Here is a 14,902-nt window from a genome sequence, read left to right on the forward strand (position 1 = left end):
TGGTATGAATTCCCCTTTAGAAAGATACTACTATTGTTGGATGTTATTAAAACTTTACTTGAATAAACTATAGATATCAAACTAACATAGGAAGAGAAACGAATATGTCTAACAAGTCTAAAGTTCACGGTTTAAAAGAGAATCAGTAGGAAGAAATTGAAGCCATTCAACAAACGATTACTGAGATTGAGGTTGCATTTAATCAACATGATACGGATGAATTAGATCGTCACTTTACTTCAGACGCTACATGGGTAAATGTGCTTGGTGAACGGCTATCAGGTTGGAAGCAAATCAATGAAGTACACAAGATTATCTTGGCAGGACCACTTCGCAACTCATATGCTTCCTATACAGTTGAAAGCATTAACTTTGTGCGTTCGGGTGTAGCTGTTACACATATTAGGCAATACCCGACAACTTCTGAAGGGACAATAATAGAAAACGGGCAAGGCAGTCTTGCCATTTATGTGATGGTCAAAGAACTCGGAACGTGGCAGGTCGCTGCTGGACAGAATACATTTGTCCATAATTAAATACAAAATATATCTAGAACGTTATCTTTTTCTTCTTTGTTGATTCCAATGTAAGTCAATGTGATTTGTGGTGTGCTGTGATTGAGTATTTCTTGCAACATAGCGATATCTTTTGACACTTGGAAAATTTGATGTCGATGTAGAAGTTATCCATTCAAAGTTATATGAATTAAATTAGATTATTCACAAGGACGAATAGCATCTCCTTAAAAATAAAAAGGAGCAAAAAATATTGCTCCTTTTTCACTTGAATTCCACATGAAATTTAGTATCAATGATTCCAAAAGAAACTTTACATGGAAATGGATTTTTCCCTGTTGAAGCAGCACGCATACAAGAAAGTACCCAATATTCCAGTTCTAAAGGTAAGCGGTATAGTTGAATGCTACCATCATTGTTGTTTACTGATACAATCGGTGTATTTACTCTAGTAGTAGCAAAGCCATCCGTTGTGATTATTGCTGCTGCATCATTATTATGAAAACCAACACTTAAAACCTCGTAAATCATTCCGTTTTTTTCATTAATGATCATAGGTATATTTAGGTAGGGATAGTTATTTATATCATTATGAATAACTTTTCTTACTGTATTCTTTCTTATCTGATTCTCTTGCATTTCATACACTCCTTTATAACAATCCAAACGTGATCATTTAAATCTATTCTATTTTACGTCTAGTATATTCGAAAATTGTAGTGTCATCTTTTTATAAAAAGCATCGGTACATATGACAGCGGTATTTAGCGGATCAATATCAACAACAGTCATATAACTAGAGAGTATATAACCGTCTTCATAATATGTAATCAGTATTTCCTCTTCGGAAAGTAATGAGCATAATAATAAGTTTTCAATCAGTTCTTTTTCTTCTGATGTTAATATTGGACGTGCTATTTTATTTTTTTCTTTAATGATTTCACGGATACCAGCAAACTGTTCAGGCATCGCAGCGAATGGCGTCCATTTCATCATTCCTCTTCCCTTTGGCATATTAGCGTTGTATATCGATAGGTAAGTTTTTGAAGTTATCTCTAACTTTTCCCCCGATCCGCACGGTACGTGCCACTTTCACGGCATACCGCGGTCCACCTATATTGTAGTGTTCTTTCCATCTAATAATGATAAATTCTAAGCAAACAACGCTAGTTGTTCATGATTTAATCCCACTTCAGTTTGTGATTCAATACAGATTTCCTCGTTTTTGACTAGCTTTCGCAATTTGTTAAGTTTGTCTAGCTGTTCCTCAGTGAGTTTAAGTTCATTGAGTAGTTGATTTATGACTTTTTCCTTGGTTGCGTGTATTAGTCTATGAACACTTGGTTTGATGATGGTAAGGTTTTTGTAGCTGTCATCCTTTGTTTCACTCCATAATCGCTTATGGTGACAATGGATATCCCAGGGCAGGAGTTTCTCGCCTGTCACACTACATTTACCTTTTTGAGCTACGTAAAGAGAGATTCGATTGTCATTGTATTCAACGGTTGTCTGCCCATTTATGACTGGATTTTCTCTTAGCCATTTAAGTTCTGTTTCGGTTATGTCTGCCAAGTTTTTGTGTATCAAGGCTCGTCCTTCTACGGTGTACTTGTTAATGGCCTGCTTTTTCATCAACGGACTTTTGTGTTGAATATAGGCGATTGGTAGGATAGGACGTCTCATGAGATACCTCATCCTTTTTGACTTTAGATAGGGTTTTATACCTTTGTCTTTTCCTTCATATTTTCCTATATTCGTGTATCCATTAGTGTTGCTTTTTCCTCTTCTTATTGCCTTAGGGAAACGGTTATACATCATGCAGTCGAGTTCTAAACCCATTTTATCGAGGTCTATGCTGACATGCGTTGCTATTCTGTAATAGTTATGCTTGCCAATGACAATGCTGTTGTATAAATTAATTCCTTTGATTGCTTCAATAGAGTTCGGGGTTTTCTGTATTTTTTTTCACTTGTTTTGCTAAATCTTGCTTCGTCTTTTCCAGTGCCTTTAGTGATACATGTGTTTCTGCAATGTATCGTGTGTTCCCGTTTTTCCGTTTTCCTTTCTTTGTAGCTTTGAGAGAGAAACCTAAGAATTCACTCTCTTGCTTTTTCAGATTGGTAACTTTGGATTTCTCGGTTGAGATAGGCAGTTTCAATCGTTCTTCTAGCCACATTCGGCATGCTTCGAATATTTTCTCTGCATTACTTCGTGTGTTTGTGAAGATTTTGAAGTCATCTGCGTATCTTACGATGTACATTGGTTTCATTTTTGATGTTTTGGATAGGACGTATGTTACGTTGTCGTTACTCCAGATTCCATCTTTGTATCTAGGCTTTACCTTTTGGGCTTTGAATGTTTCCCATTGTTTACTAACCCACCAGTCAAATTCATTAAGATTAACATTGGCGAGCAGAGGGCTGAGGATACCTCCTTGCGGAGTTCCCTTCGTCGGAAACATTGTTGTACCGTCAGGCATTTTTACTGGTGCTTTCAATATTTTTCGGATAATGAAGAGTAATTGTTTGTCCCGTATACCCATTGTCCATATTTGACGCATGAGTTTGGCGTGATTTACTTCGTCGAAAAATCCTTTAATATCCACGTCTACCACATAAGTAAGGTTTTGTTGGTTTACCTTTTTTGTACTATCTGCTATGGCATGTTCTGCACTTCGGTTCGGACGGAATCTATAACTTCTATTACAAAATTGCGCTTCGCAAATAGGCTCCAAAACTTGAAGAATACATTGTTGGATAATTCTATCCCACATACTTGGTATTCCCAGAGCAGAGGTCTTGTTTTTCCGTTGGGCTTAGGAATTTCCTTTCGTCTTACCTTTTGTGGTTGGTAGTTTTGAAAGCGTCTTTTAACTTCATTCAAGAAATAGCTCTGATTCATTCTTTCAATATCCTTGATGTTTATGTTGTCACAGGCAGATGTTTTACTCCCTTTATTTCCTTTTATGTTACGAAAAGCGAGGAGTATATTTTCGTCTGATGTGATAGTAGGCATCAGTTTATTGAAAGAATTTCCTTTGGTTGCTTTTTGGTATAAGCCGTCTAGGACAGTTTGAATACCGTAGTATTCATTGTGTCTAAGTTTCTTATCCTTTAGCGTGGGCTTAGATTTGCCATTCATGGTCTATCACCTACTCTTATATTGATTTTTGGGGACCTTTTGAGTCTTACCAGAATCCATGCAAGATTAGATGGAAATTCAGTTCCTCCAATGTAGGCTTGTGGCTGTTCCTCCAGTTCCATTACAGAACCTTCTCGGGTCGTGCCACTACTCTCACTACTATTGAGAATACTTCACTCGGTTATCCGTTTCGCATTCAACTATATCCGCCGATAGAGATTTCTCTCAACGTTAGTAGCTTTCGACGTTCCGTTCAGACTATCATTGTTTTAAAGGTCATATGACCTCCGGTTTAGGTGCTTGCTATACCCCGTGCCTAGCTCCGTTGCCTATAACAACGTTAGGATTGTTACAACATGAATTATTCCAATCCATTAGACAAGTCTTATTTTCAGACTCCGAGTCATTTCTAACCCGTCACAATATCGAGGCGTACATTCGCAAGTTCGTCAGTGTTTACACATTCTCACCATGTCGGCTGACAGCATACAATACTTTATCAGTTCCATTTGGTTTATTATTCCGAATGGCTTTCGGTTATCCTGTAGGGTACTTCGGATAATGATTGCATGTTTTACCCTGCTTCCAACATCACGCTATGCCTAACGTATGCTGTCGGGAATCTCACTGGGAGAGTTTCAGGTCGTTACTCCTTCATTCCTCTCACTTGTCTGAACAGTTATCCTGTTCTTGTAGCCTTGGCTTATTTCTTTAAAGAACAGTCATCGTTTGTCGCTAAAAACGTTGTAATACCAACGTTTTTACTTAGTCGATAACGTCTCGCACTCACGATTTGTGTCCTCCTAATAATGTGTTTCTATATCTTGCTGTTGCACTATTTGTATAAGAAATTCCTCGTAATATGCTGTTCTTTCCAAATTTAGTGCGTATTTCGTTCATTACTTTAGTTAGTTGTATTTCTTTTTCTCGTTGTATTACATTATCGAATAGTGAGATTTGTTCTTCGCCTTCATTGATTAAGTTAGTTAAAGAAACATTGATGGTTCTAATGGGTTCCCCAGTATAAAACTCATGTAAAAAGTATGTACAAATCTTATAAATATCCATTGTTAAATTGGTTGGTCGGTTCATAGTGTGAGTTTTTCTGAAACCACCAGCGTAATTTTTGCTGTAACCAATAGAAAAATGGATAGTTTGAGCTAGTTTATTTTGCCTTCGCATTCGATAACAAACTTCCTCGATATGTTCCAGTAGAATAATTGGGAATTCCTCTATTGTGTAATCACGCATGAGTATTTGACTTTTACCAATAGAAGTTGTTGCTGGTATGTATTTTTCTGCAATACGGCTAAAATCAATGCCGTTGCTATGTAAATGTAATTCTTCACCAATAACTCCAAAACTTTGTTTTAAGTATTTGAGTGGGTATTGCGCTAAGTCTCCAATTGAATGTATTCCTTTTCGATTTAACTTAACTTCTGTTTTACTCGAAATTCCCCAAAACTTACTAAGTGGTCGTATCGGCCATAATTTTATGGGGACATCTTCGTATTTCCAATACGCGACGCAGTCTTTTGTCTTCTTCGCTTCCACATCTAAAGCGATCTTGCTCATTAAAGGGTTAGGTCCAATCCCAATCGTGCATTCAATTCTTGTTTTCTCATATACTTCACGTTTGAATTTCAGCGCAAATTCATAAGGCTCATTCGCAAAAAGATGGATACTATTTGTAATATCCATAAAGAATTCATCGATGCTGTATTGGTGAAAATCCTCAATTGGAACGTATTGTAAAGCTAATTTTGTTATGTAATTTGAGCATTTGATATAAGTTCCCATAATTGGGTTTACAACAAGAATGTCTTTACGCCGTGGTATTTCATACAACTTTGCCATTTTCTTAACGCCTAGTGCTTTTAATGGTGGTGTTGCAGCCAAAACAATGGAGCCACTCCTGTTCACATCTCCTACTACAGCTAATTTAGTATGCAGTGGGTCTAAGCCCATCTTGATACAGGACACGCTTGCATAAAAGCTACGAAGATCTACACATAAAATAATTCAATTTGGCAAAATTGAGTAGTCATACACCTTTACGCCTCCTTATATAATTAGAACGTTTGTTCTTATTATATACGAATATATGTTCTTTTATAAAGAGTTTTTTTTTTGTAAAAAAATAAGAAGTTAGACTTAATTAGTTAGCTTTTTCTTAAAAGAGGATACGAGATATCATCGTAGTAATTTCGAACACCCACAGTAACATTAACCAGTGTTTTTGTTTAAGGTTAAACTTTGGCTTGTTTACCTCTGCATGGAATTTGATTTTCTTCCGGTTAGTATTGAATTTAATCCGTGTTAAAAAGTCAAAAAGGATGATAAATTTCTCAAAAAAGAATCAGCCCGATTTATCGAGCTGATTCTTACATCCAAAAATCTTCAAAGTCTACACGGTATCCTTTTCTTTTTAAAGCTCTAATTATCTTTTGGCCATTACCTAATGATGGCCTATTCTCATTAGATCGTGTAATGCGGCTAATTGTATTTTGGTTTACTCCGCTCCATTCTTTTAATTCTGTTTGAGTAATTTCATTCCTCTTAAGAAATTTTCCAAACTTTGATAAAGGTTTTCCTAATCCGAACACCTTTTACACTCCCATTCTTTTATACTTGTATAATTCTATCTTTGCCAAGGCTCATTTTTTTTAAACAAAAGTGTTAATAATGTACAAGCCTTTCACAATATGATGTATCAAGGTCGTTATCAAAGTAGATACCAAATCAACTAGCCTTTGGACTAGTAAAGTACCTACCACGTTAACTAGCAAAGTAATGCTATCAAGGTAATAAGCTTATAAACCCTATATTTCATCTAGTTTGTTCATTCTGTTTATAAAGGGGAGATTTAAATGCGTTCTAGGAAAGAAACAATTCCTTTTCGCGAGTTTATGGATCGATCATACAAAGATAAAGAAAAGAACATTCGTAAATACAATTCATTAAGTCCTTTCGCATTCCTTCATATGCCGGATCAGGTATTACACACTTACATTGGATTAGGAGTTATGGGAATGATTTTAATTGGAGCAGTCATGTTAGAAAAATATTTGGTGCGACAGGACTATATATCAGCAGCTAAATTTGTAAGTGAAGTTTTGTATCACGGCACGCGAATTAGTGGGGTTTGCTTGATTGGATATATATTTGTTCGTATTGTAATCATGTTTTAAGGGGGGAAGGGAGTAATGGGGATTATAAAGGAGTGGCTTCGTACACAAAGGCTAAGGAATCAGCTTATGGAGGTATTCGGAAAAGCAGGTTTATATACGGAACATCAAACACGTGGGGGGAAAATGCCTATTTATCCCAAGGTCCACAATGTTTCTTCTTCAGCAGAAAGTGTGAGGTATGTTTTCACCATACCAAACGGATTAGATCCACAGAAGATTGAAAAGAAATGGTTTTGTTTTCAGCAAATATTAGGACGGAATATTACCATTGAAGGGGATGTGAAAAAGTTTGTACTACATGTCTTCCATTCAGATGCTGGAACAAAACCTTACAAGTACCGCTATAAAGAATGGCAGCCCTTATTAAAAGGGTACCGTCTTCCTGTTGTGGTTGGCCGGGATCAATTTGGAAAAACGATTACGTATGATATGGTTGATTCCAATACACCACACTTATTAATAGCGGGGGAAACGGGAAGCGGGAAAAGTAGTATGGTACGTGTTGTACTATCTACACTCATCCAATATATGTCTCCTGATGCGTTGCATTTGTATCTTGGAGACTTAAAAAACTCTGAATTTCATTTCTTACGAAGAGTGAAGCATGTAAAAGAAGTTTGTATGGAAGAAATTGAAATGAGAATAATGCTTCAAAAGGTGTGGAAGGAAATTAGAGAGCGAAGAAAACTTATGGAAGAATATGAGGTTGATCATATTGATGCGTACAACAAATTAAATCCAGATCATCAAAAACCATATATTCTACTTGCTATCGATGAAGTGGCTATGCTCCAAGATGAAAAAGAGTGTATGGCTACAATTGAAAAAATTTCAGCAGTCGGCCGATCCCTTGGGGTGTTTCTTATGCTTAGTATGCAGCGGCCGGATGCGAAAGTGTTAGATGGTAAGTTAAAGCTCAATATGACCGTAAGAATCGGCTTTAAATGTGATAGTGCAATTAATAGTAATATCATGGGTACTCCTGGTTCAGAGCATTTAGAGCAATCGGGCCAAATGATCTTAAAACGAAATGGATTAAAGAAAGTGCAAGCTCCTTATTTGGAATTAAGTAAGGCGAAACAAATTGTTGAACCATATCGCGCGTCTAAAGAGGAGAAAATACTCCAGAATTCATCGCAAGAAGAAATTCCGTTATTTGGGGTGTTAGATGATGAAGAGCAGAGATAAAGGAATTTTGAATGATTTGAATCGATTTAGATGCATGTCCCGTGACGATATTATTGACTTGCATTTTCAAGGCTTAAAGAATGCGGTAACTTGCTGTAATACGGTTATGAAACGATTAAGAAGAGACGGCCATGTTGATGCTAACGTATTGCAGCACCCATACATTTATTTTCCGCAGCCAAGCTCTATCAGAAAGACAAGTCAAAAAATCCCTCATTTCCTTGGTATTGTGGATGTATACAAACAACTCGTTCATTATGAAAATCCTAAACTATTCAAAGTTGAATCAAAGTATGGGAAAGAATATATGGAGCCAGATGCTTTTACTATATGGCGTAGATCCCCATTTTTTATTGAAGTTCAAAATTCGGTTTATAGTAAAAAGATAATGCAAGATAAGATAAACAGATATGAGTTATATTTCCATAGCCAAGAATGGCATAATGAATCCTGGCAACCGAAAGGTTCTAAATTCTTTCCTTCAATCCTTATAATTACAGATAAAAAGTACGAGATTCATTCTCCTCATTTACGTATATTCCAAGCTATTTCCATAGATGATTTTATGAACCAATTAAAGAGAAAGTTTTAAAAATAGACCTCATAATCTTCATAGTATTGTTTCCTAATATCAGATTTTCTAATTCAAAGTCTGATATTCCCCGCTATATTTGGAAAAATGTATGTTTTTTATCTTAAATCGATTATATCTATAAAATCAAGAAAAATTCTGTTATAGGATGCATCAGTGCAAGTTATTAAATTCTTTATCGGATTCATGTCAGTTACAGTCATATATCTAGTAAGCAAATGACCATCTCTATAATAAGTAATCAATATCTTCTCTTCAGAAAGGAATGAACATATTAACTTGTTTTCAATAATTTCTTGTTCGTCTTGGGTTAATGTAGGACGCTCCACTTTTGATTGTTTTTTTACAATCTTACCAATACCGATGACTTTCTTCGGTATCGTAGCGAATGGAGTCCGCTTAGCCGTTCCTATTTCTTTTGGCATATTTGTATCGTTCATGCTTTATATCTCCCTAATTGCTATTAATAACTGTATGATTATATCAAACTTTAGAGAGGTTGGTATTGTTTATAAAAAAATATAGTGTATCTCTAACGAGATTCTTATTAAATATAGAACCCCACTCTTTGTTTAATCCAACTAAATTACAAATTGTTTTTTGTAGACTTGTAATATTTACTGTACATTTTTATAATTTCACATTGGGATTTATAAATATTAAATTGAGTTTAGGCAGAGGAATATTTAAAGAATATTTGCTTGGACGGAAGGAGTAATTAATGGCGGTTATAGGTGCTTTTAGTTTTGTAGCGTGTTTATTGTTGTTACTAGCAGGAATTGTATTTAAAGTAAAGAAAAAGGGTAAGGAAAAGAACATGTTCTTTTTCTCATTAGCAGCATTTATCTTATTTGTTGTAATGATAGTTATGTCACCAGCTCCAGCGAAAAATGCAAAAGAAAGTGTAGAGTTTAAAATAGTTAAAGATATCAAGTTTAAAAAGACTGAGCAACGTCAAGTTAGAGTAACTACAGAAAAAACATCCGAAAAAGATCTGGAAGAAATTACAAAATAAATTCAAGAGCAATATAAAGGAAAAGGATTAGATTCTTTGCATTTATTTATACATAGTCCTAAAGGTGATACTTTCGGAGAATTTAAGGCACATTCATTTATTTCATACACTCAAAAAGGTGCAATTCAAGTTGGATTAGAAAAGCCAAACACATATAGAATTGAAACAAACTAAATGAAAGAGAGAGAGTGTAAGTTCGTGCATACACTCTCTTTCTTTTTTAGTTATTAGTTTTCAATTAGTACATATTATGTTGAATTAAAATAGTTCAGCTTACTATTCTGTTTTATACTATAATAGAAGAAAATAAAAAAATGGTAATTTTTTCTATTCCTCAGTTGGAATCAACCTTGGTATCTGGTCTGATCACTAAATGAATAGCGAAAGAGATGATAAATAATGGGTTACAAAATAGAAGTAGAGGTGATAACAAATGAAAAAAATACTATTAGTTACGTTTTTGCTTATTTTAGGAGTTGGTTCTTGTACAGTAATAAAATTCATAGATGCAGTGAATCCCATATGGGCGATGTCGTCTCAAGAACAACAAGAAATTAAAGATAAAGCTAAGAAGGCTACAATTGAATATTTTAAGAAAGAAAAAAATGTTGATGTTACTATAACAAATGCTGAATTTTCAGGTGAAATGGGAGGTTTAAAGGTTTTTGTTGATGGATACATCTCTAATGATAAAAATAAGGGTTTTTCTGTTAAGGTATCTACTCATATGGATTATGAAGTAAAAGAATTCTTTGTAGATTGAACACCCCCACTTTCACTTCGTTTAGCAGAGGGGGATTCCTAAGTAAAAAGTTCTATCGAACTCTAATTTATTAGGCTATCTCCACAGCCCTTGCGGTTAGAAGCCTTATCGCTTGATTCTTTAGTTCGGAACAGCAGTAAAGTAATAATATTACTATGTCCAAGATTTATAAAAAGAAGTTCCTTTTTTCTGAAAACGTATAAAAATTCAAAATGTATCATTAATATCCAAAAGGGGTTTTATATTTCATTAATTTATTCCTTTCCATCTACATTAATCATTTATTGTAACAGTCTTTACGTCTAAGATAAGATGTTTCAACAAAGGAAAGTATAAGTATCTTTATAATGATTTTCCAATATAATCAATGTGTTAATAAAAGAAACTCTGTGTTATTTTTGCTTTTCTACTAACTAATACAGCTTCAAACAATGGACATAATTGCTACATACCAAGTGTAATTTATTATCTATTCAAGATTCTGTGTATTCAATCTTTCTAAAAATAAAAAAACATTAAACTCATAAATATACAAGTTATAATGAGGGCGTCGAGAGATAATCTATTACCTCTAGAGAAAATATCAAACCTAGTTCTGGTGCAAAAATTCTAAAGGCCTTACAAGTAACCTTCTACAATTGGACATACTGATACGATTACTCTAAGAAAGGTCTGTGATCAGGAGGGAAAGTTATTCAACATAAAAATGAAAGCGTTATCGATGGGAACTTATTTTCAATTGGTCATTCTAATAACTTAGATTCAACTACAATGAAAAATAATAAATTATGGGGGTGCTTATATGAACATGAATGTAGCATCTATTAAAGAGAAAAAGGTTGTTAAATACAAAAGTTGTTTTGACGTGATTGGGCCTGTAATGATAGGTCCTTCAAGTTCACATACTGCAGGTGCTTTGGCTATTGGAACAGTTGCCAATAAATTATTTCAAGGTCTTCCAAAAAAAGTCGTGGTAAGGTATTATGAATCATTTGCTGAAACCCATAAAGGACACGGAACTGATTTTGCAATTATTGCTGGGATATTAGGATTTGCTGCTGATGACAGCAAAGTGCCAGATGCCATTAAAATAGCAGAATATAAAGGAATTGACATTACCTTTATTGAAAAAGCGGGTGATAGTCCTGCTGGTCATCCAAATACGGCAGATGTATATGTAGAGGATGAAAGCCGAAGTATTAGAACGATGGGTATTTCGGTCGGCGGTGGATTAATTGAAGTTAAACATGTTGAAATGGACGGATTTAGCTTAGATCTGCAGGGGCCATTGCCAGTTATTATTGCGATTTCCGAAAGAGCTGACTTTGAATTTGTCTTACGAAGGATCTTCAAACAATATGATGTGGAAATTAACAACTTTCATAGTTTAGAAGAAAACGGAAAATATTTATACGCATTCGCTTTGGATTCGCTATTGCCTGGTAATGTTCAGAATGAATTAGGAAATCTAAGCAATATAGCTAATATCATTATTCTTTAGTTACTTTAAGGGGTGAAAAAATATGTATATGACCATAGAAGAAATTATAGATGCAGCTAATAAAAGCCAAAAGCCAATTTATGAATTAGCAATCGAACAGGAAATCGAACAAACGAAAACTTCTTATGAAGAAGTTTGGAGTAAAATGGAAAGAAATTTAACGACTATGGAAAATGCCATAAATAAAAGCATCGAGGGAGACGGGGTATTCTCTCCGACCGGTTTAACCGGAGGTGATGCTGTGAAAATGAAAAACTATCGAGAAAATAGGAAAACTCTTTCTGGAGATTTGATGGTGTTAGGGATCCAAAGTGCTATCGGTGTTAATGAAGTAAATGCTGCATTAGGGGCTATTTGTGCAACCCCAACAGCAGGTGCGAGTGGGACGATCCCGGGAGTCCTATTTAGTATTAAGGATACATTGCAGTTAAGTCATGAAGATATGATCCATTTTCTATTCACTTCAGCGTTATTTGGAACGATAGTCGCAAATAACGCTTGTATTTCAGGAGCGTACGGAGGATGTCAAGCTGAAGTAGGTAGTGCCTCAGCAATGGCGGCTGCAGCAGCGGTAGAAGCTGCTGGAGGAAAGCCACAGCAATCTTCTGAAGCTTTCTCAACCGCATTACAAAATTTACTCGGTTTAGTTTGTGATCCGGTCGCTGGTTTGGTAGAAATTCCTTGTGTAAAGAGAAACGCCATTGGGACGGCAAATGCTTTAGCAGCAGCGGATATCGCATTAGCCGGCGTAAATAATATCATCAATGCTGACGAAGTTATTGATGCGATGTATAGAGTTGGAAGACAGATGCCTCGTGAATTAAGAGAGACAGGTTTAGGCGGAATTGCGGCCACACCTACAGGGGTTGCGATTAAAAATAAAATCTTTGGAGAGAAACAATCAAATCAATAAACAGTTATCGGAAACATTGTGAAATAGTTAACAATTTTATTCTCTATTGTTCTCCTAAGGATGTCTGTATATTGAGAGCCAATATCACTAAAATATACTACTAAATCATTATAATATATTGTAAATGCAACCAAACCCATCAGGTCGTACCTCGCGAATTTTTCGATTTTGATCAACTTAGAAGAAGGGCACACGATGTGGCGCACTTTGTAAGCAAATCATTTTTCAAGAACGGTCTATATTCTTAAGTCTTAAAAAGAGCTGTAAGAATAGGACACAAGGAGGAATTATTATATGAACGGGAATACTGCAAAACACATAGAATTTCAAGCTGAAAATACTGTAGTAAAAAATGAGAACTATCCAGATCCTAAAAAGTGGCATAAACAGGATACTACTTGGGCACTGAGCCTTTTTGGAACAGCAATTGGAGCAGGAGTACTCTTTTTACCGATTAATGCAGGTTCAGGTGGTTTATTATCATTACTACTCATTACATTACTTGCATATCCAGTTATGTATTACTCACATAGGGCGCTTGCTAAAATGATATACGCTTCAAATTCTGCTGATGAGGGGATTACAGGCACAATAAGAGAGTATTTCGGAAATAAGGCAAGTATCATTTTTAACATCGTATATTTCGTCTCAATTTATACGATCGTGCTGATGTATTCGGTTGCACTTACAAATACTGCAAGTAGTTTTATCGTGCATCAATTGCATATGCAGGGGCCTCCAAGGGCCATTTTATCGCTTGTATTAGTACTCGGTCTTATAGCTATACTAAATTTTGGTCAAGATATCACTGTAAAGATAATGAGCATGCTAGTATATCCTTTCATAGCTTCTCTACTTTTTATCGCAATATCTTTGATTCCACAGTGGAATACGTCAATGCTTAGTTTTTCAAGTGTTTCTACTGCTTCAACAGGAACAGGATATTTCGGAACGATATGGATGATACTACCAATCATAGTATTCTCGTTTAATCATTCTCCTATGATTTCGTCATTTGTTATGAAACAGAGAGCTACTTACGGAATAGAAGCTACTGATGCCAAGTGTGCTCAAATTCAAAAAGTTTGTTATATCATGACATTCGCTGTTGTTATGTTCTTTGTTTGGAGCAGTACCTTGAGTTTGACTCCAAATGATCTTATGATGGCAAAAGAACAGAACTTGTCAATCCTATCATATCTCGCTAATGAGCTTAATTCGCCTGTAATCACTATTGCAGCTCCTATCATTGCTTTTACGGCCATAACAAAGTCCTTCCTTGGCCATTATATAGGAGCGTATGAGGTAATGCGCGACATGATTATCAAGTCCAGTAAAACACGCGGGAAAGATATAGGAGAAAAAACAGTTAAGACAATGATCCTTACTTTTGTCGTATTAACATGTTGGTTTGTTGCTTATACAAATCCAAGTATTCTTGGACTTATTGATGCCCTTAGCGGTCCGTTAGTTGCTGCTATCTTATGTCTATTACCAATGTATGCGATTCATAAAGTACCAGTACTAGCTAAATATAAAGGGAAAACGAGCAATGTATTTGTCATTATTATAGGTATCCTTACTGTCCTAGCGAGTATTAATTCATTATTCTAATTCACTATTGTTGGTTCTCATGCAAAAATAGTGGGATATGAAAAAAGAACGAAAGATTCCTAGCGGAATTTAATCTTATATTGTTAAACCAAAGAGATTATGGTTTTGGACAAACTTCTCACATTGGAGTGTTTGTCCTTTTTTCTTTTTAATTCAAGCATATTAGGGTGCCGTCCCATGTCCATCAAGCTAATATTTTGAAGTATCCCCAAAACGAAAATTTTATCATTTTAGCCAAGAAGACTCCTTCCTCAAGGAACGCGAAGTGAGTAGGTGGGAGATGAATTGGCTTCGGACAAGGGATGGCAGAAAGCCATCTTAATTGTTCGACATACATAAACTGTTACTTCACTACCAACCGAATGTATGTTTGTTGTATAATAGAACCATATCGAAATGGGGGTGAAATGAATGATGATCAATAAAGCATATAAATTTCGTATCTATTCAAATAAAGCACAAGCGACAC

Annotated in this window: 16 protein-coding genes and 2 pseudogenes; 11 read left to right on the forward strand and 7 right to left on the reverse strand. The window is 35.4% G+C overall.

Annotation, left to right across the window (positions count from 1 at the left end; translation table 11 throughout):
* Positions 1–155: 155 nt before the first annotated feature.
* A complete protein-coding gene (locus tag ACYVEC_RS28760; RefSeq protein ID WP_063223175.1) occupies positions 156–536 on the forward strand; it encodes an SgcJ/EcaC family oxidoreductase in 381 nt (126 codons plus the stop codon).
* Here ACYVEC_RS28760 and ACYVEC_RS28765 read toward each other — a convergent pair.
* The 6 genes and pseudogenes from ACYVEC_RS28765 to ACYVEC_RS28790 form a co-directional block, all read right to left on the reverse strand.
* Positions 533–649: pseudogene (locus ACYVEC_RS28765) on the reverse strand (integrase); the annotation flags it as partial. The gene ACYVEC_RS28760 and the pseudogene ACYVEC_RS28765 sit on opposite strands and share 4 nt — an antisense overlap.
* A 130-nt stretch (positions 650–779) precedes the next feature.
* A complete protein-coding gene (locus ACYVEC_RS28770; RefSeq protein WP_063223174.1) occupies positions 780–1,154 on the reverse strand; it encodes a hypothetical protein in 375 nt (124 codons plus the stop codon).
* A gap of 48 nt (positions 1,155–1,202) precedes the next feature.
* Entirely contained in the window at positions 1,203–1,544 is a 342-nt protein-coding gene (locus ACYVEC_RS28775) for a YolD-like family protein (protein WP_063223173.1), read from the reverse strand.
* Between the two features lie 123 nt (positions 1,545–1,667).
* Positions 1,668–3,656, reverse strand: a pseudogene (gene ltrA / locus ACYVEC_RS28780) (group II intron reverse transcriptase/maturase).
* Between the two features lie 786 nt (positions 3,657–4,442).
* Positions 4,443–5,678 carry a Y-family DNA polymerase gene (locus ACYVEC_RS28785; RefSeq protein ID WP_460509426.1) on the reverse strand — a complete coding sequence of 412 codons (1,236 nt, stop codon included), beginning with the start codon at positions 5,676–5,678 and terminating at the stop codon, positions 4,443–4,445.
* Positions 5,679–6,040: 362 nt separating this feature from the next.
* Positions 6,041–6,262 (reverse strand): helix-turn-helix domain-containing protein, encoded by a 222-nt coding sequence (locus ACYVEC_RS28790; RefSeq protein WP_000467339.1) that lies wholly within the window; start codon positions 6,260–6,262, stop codon positions 6,041–6,043.
* 264 nt (positions 6,263–6,526) lie between these two features.
* Here ACYVEC_RS28790 and ACYVEC_RS28795 point away from each other — a divergent pair, with 264 nt between their 5' ends.
* The 3 genes from ACYVEC_RS28795 to ACYVEC_RS28805 are packed head-to-tail and all read left to right on the forward strand — an operon-like array spanning position 6,527 to position 8,627.
* On the forward strand, positions 6,527–6,847 hold the full coding sequence (locus ACYVEC_RS28795; RefSeq protein WP_063222631.1) for a hypothetical protein: 321 nt from the start codon (positions 6,527–6,529) through the stop codon (positions 6,845–6,847).
* A 15-nt stretch (positions 6,848–6,862) separates the two neighbouring features.
* Positions 6,863–8,035: an FtsK/SpoIIIE domain-containing protein gene (locus ACYVEC_RS28800; RefSeq protein ID WP_460509421.1), complete on the forward strand. Its 1,173-nt coding sequence runs from the start codon at positions 6,863–6,865 to the stop codon at positions 8,033–8,035.
* A gap of 16 nt (positions 8,036–8,051) precedes the next feature.
* On the forward strand, positions 8,052–8,627 hold the full coding sequence (locus tag ACYVEC_RS28805) for a replication-relaxation family protein (RefSeq protein WP_275718810.1): 576 nt from the start codon (positions 8,052–8,054) through the stop codon (positions 8,625–8,627).
* Positions 8,628–8,725: 98 nt separating this feature from the next.
* Here the strand turns inward: ACYVEC_RS28805 and ACYVEC_RS28810 are convergent, their stop codons facing one another.
* Positions 8,726–9,067, reverse strand: a complete 342-nt coding sequence (locus ACYVEC_RS28810; RefSeq protein WP_063222629.1) for a YolD-like family protein — start codon at positions 9,065–9,067, stop codon at positions 8,726–8,728.
* A gap of 281 nt (positions 9,068–9,348) precedes the next feature.
* On the opposite strand from ACYVEC_RS28810, the gene ACYVEC_RS28815 reads away from it, so the two are divergent.
* From ACYVEC_RS28815 to ACYVEC_RS28845, 7 genes are all read left to right on the forward strand, one after another.
* Positions 9,349–9,642 (forward strand): hypothetical protein, encoded by a 294-nt coding sequence (locus ACYVEC_RS28815; RefSeq protein ID WP_063222628.1) that lies wholly within the window; start codon positions 9,349–9,351, stop codon positions 9,640–9,642.
* Positions 9,643–9,678: 36 nt separating this feature from the next.
* The gene (locus tag ACYVEC_RS28820; RefSeq protein ID WP_161940517.1) at positions 9,679–9,816 is read left to right on the forward strand and encodes a hypothetical protein; all 138 of its coding nucleotides are present in this window, start codon (positions 9,679–9,681) and stop codon (positions 9,814–9,816) included.
* A 259-nt stretch (positions 9,817–10,075) separates the two neighbouring features.
* Entirely contained in the window at positions 10,076–10,405 is a 330-nt protein-coding gene (locus tag ACYVEC_RS28825; RefSeq protein ID WP_064774806.1) for a hypothetical protein, read from the forward strand.
* A gap of 802 nt (positions 10,406–11,207) precedes the next feature.
* The gene (gene sdaAB, locus ACYVEC_RS28830; RefSeq protein ID WP_063222627.1) at positions 11,208–11,906 is read left to right on the forward strand and encodes an L-serine ammonia-lyase, iron-sulfur-dependent subunit beta; all 699 of its coding nucleotides are present in this window, start codon (positions 11,208–11,210) and stop codon (positions 11,904–11,906) included.
* Between the two features lie 22 nt (positions 11,907–11,928).
* On the forward strand, positions 11,929–12,819 hold the full coding sequence (gene sdaAA, locus ACYVEC_RS28835) for an L-serine ammonia-lyase, iron-sulfur-dependent, subunit alpha (protein ID WP_063222626.1): 891 nt from the start codon (positions 11,929–11,931) through the stop codon (positions 12,817–12,819).
* Positions 12,820–13,113: 294 nt separating this feature from the next.
* Positions 13,114–14,433 (forward strand): aromatic amino acid transport family protein, encoded by a 1,320-nt coding sequence (locus tag ACYVEC_RS28840; protein WP_275718805.1) that lies wholly within the window; start codon positions 13,114–13,116, stop codon positions 14,431–14,433.
* Positions 14,434–14,844: 411 nt separating this feature from the next.
* Positions 14,845–14,902 (forward strand): helix-turn-helix domain-containing protein (locus ACYVEC_RS28845; protein ID WP_460509429.1); only part of this gene is annotated, 58 nt, incomplete at its 3' end.

The sequence above is a fragment of the Bacillus sp. MN7755 genome (assembly GCF_054771475.1).